Origin of the sequence: Mesorhizobium sp. M2A.F.Ca.ET.067.02.1.1 (assembly GCF_004023285.1) — a bacterium.
Classification (GTDB): domain Bacteria; phylum Pseudomonadota; class Alphaproteobacteria; order Rhizobiales; family Rhizobiaceae; genus Mesorhizobium.
Genome location: NZ_RZSB01001032.1, coordinates 1 through 1672 on the forward strand (window position 1 = coordinate 1; position 1672 = coordinate 1672).

Below are 1672 nucleotides of genomic sequence, written 5' to 3' on the forward strand. Positions count from 1 at the left end.
GAATGCGATAAAGGCCTTCACGCCGCCGCAACGCGAAGAAGTCGAGCAAGGCGGTGCCGATGGTCGAAGCGGACAAGCGCTCGAGGGCGGCGAAGATCCCGACATGGAATTCGATGACGACAAGGTCGCTGCCGTCCCGCTCGGCGACGATCTCCTCGATATAGCCGATGCTCCTGCCGTGCTCCGAGAACACGCGCCTGCCGGCAAGGTGATCGAGGTGTACAGTCGCCATGCTCACGCTCCCGGTATTCGGCCGACCACATGTTCGCGCAGCCAGTCCTGCCAGGCGAAGATCCTGGTCCGGCGGACGTCGATGTCGAATTCTAAGTCGACGCCGATATCGCGCACTTTGTTCCAGGCGATCCGGTGCGGCCGTGCCTGCTGCTTGCCGCTCAGCCTTGCCGCGAGCTTCGCCGTCCATCTTGCGGGCGCCGAGCCAAGCCGTCGCGCCAGCGCGATCGAGCCGAGTTCAACGGCACTTACCCTGGGCTGCTTGCCCGGCGTCAGCTCGGCGACAATGCTGTCCACCTTGCCGATCTTGACCTGCTCGCGATCGACGACCTGCTTGTCCAGTATGTCGCGCAGCAACTGCATCACGTGCCTCCGAATATCTGCAGTGGAATGGACACCACCGCCAGCACGAAGCCGAGCGCGATGACGAAGATCACGGCCGCGTTCGAAACGACGCCATTGCGGTGCTCGCCGACATAGCGGTCGTCATTCAGCAGGAAAAGGAAGGGCACGACCGTCAGCGGCAGGCTCGCCGCGGTCAGCGCCATCGAGAAGATGGTGAGCTTCAGCGGGTCGAGACCGAGCGCTATCGGAACGGCGGCAAGGAAGAGCGTCAGCGTGTAGACCAGGCTGAAACCGGGATCGTCGCGCGGCTTGAGATCCTCGCCCCAGTTCCAGCCGAACCCCTGCGCGACGAGATAGGCCTGCTGCAGAGCCACTTCGAGGGCGGCGCCGAAGCAGGCGATGGCCAGAGAAGTAACGAAAAGGACGAAACCCCAGAAGCCGAATATCGGGATCAACATCAGCGGAAGCTGATTGTAGTCGTCCACCTCGTTAACGCCATGAGCGCCAAGCGCGAGCGCGGCCACGATGAGAACGCCGATGGAAATCGTCCCGCCGAAACTCATGCCGAGGCCGGCAATCGCCCGATTTGTGCCGAGATAGCTCTTGTCCCACTGGTCCTCGATCGCGCCCGAGGAATAGAACATGAAAAGGTAAGGCGAGATCGAGGCGCCGAGAATGCTGACGGCCATGAACCAGTATTTCGCCGTGTCGTGGTGCGGCAGGCTGGGCACGGCGCCGACAGCCACTTCTTTCCATTCAGGCCGAAGCATCGCGGCCGCGACGACGAAGCACACGGTGACGAGGCCAAGCATCGACACCCCTTTCTCAATGAGGCCAAACGTTCCTTTCCACAGCAGCAGCCACGCCAGGAAAGCCACCGGCAAGGCCCACCATTGGAAACGGATTCCCGTGGCAAGCTCGGCGGCAATGGCAACACCGCCGATCTCGGCGGAGAGCACCAGGAAGTTGACCAGCAAGACTGCAAGCAGCGGCCAGATGAACGCGTTGAAGCCGAACCTCTCGCGGATGCCGTCAGCGATGGTGTGATGACTGACCGCAGCGAAGCGGCCGGCCATCTCGACCAGGAAGATGATGC

Annotated in this window: 3 protein-coding genes; all 3 read right to left on the reverse strand. The window is 62.4% G+C overall.

Features of this window, described 5'->3' with window-relative positions:
- Positions 1-232: hypothetical protein (locus EOA28_RS35055; protein WP_128315813.1), on the reverse strand; the 232-nt coding region annotated here is incomplete at its 3' end.
- A 2-nt stretch (positions 233-234) separates the two neighbouring features.
- Entirely contained in the window at positions 235-594 is a 360-nt protein-coding gene (locus tag EOA28_RS35060) for a hypothetical protein (protein WP_127249204.1), read from the reverse strand.
- Positions 594-1672, reverse strand: a 1079-nt coding sequence (locus tag EOA28_RS35065; RefSeq protein WP_128315814.1) for a divalent metal cation transporter, incomplete at its 5' end; no start/stop codon positions are given. The genes EOA28_RS35065 and EOA28_RS35060, both read right to left, overlap by 1 nt.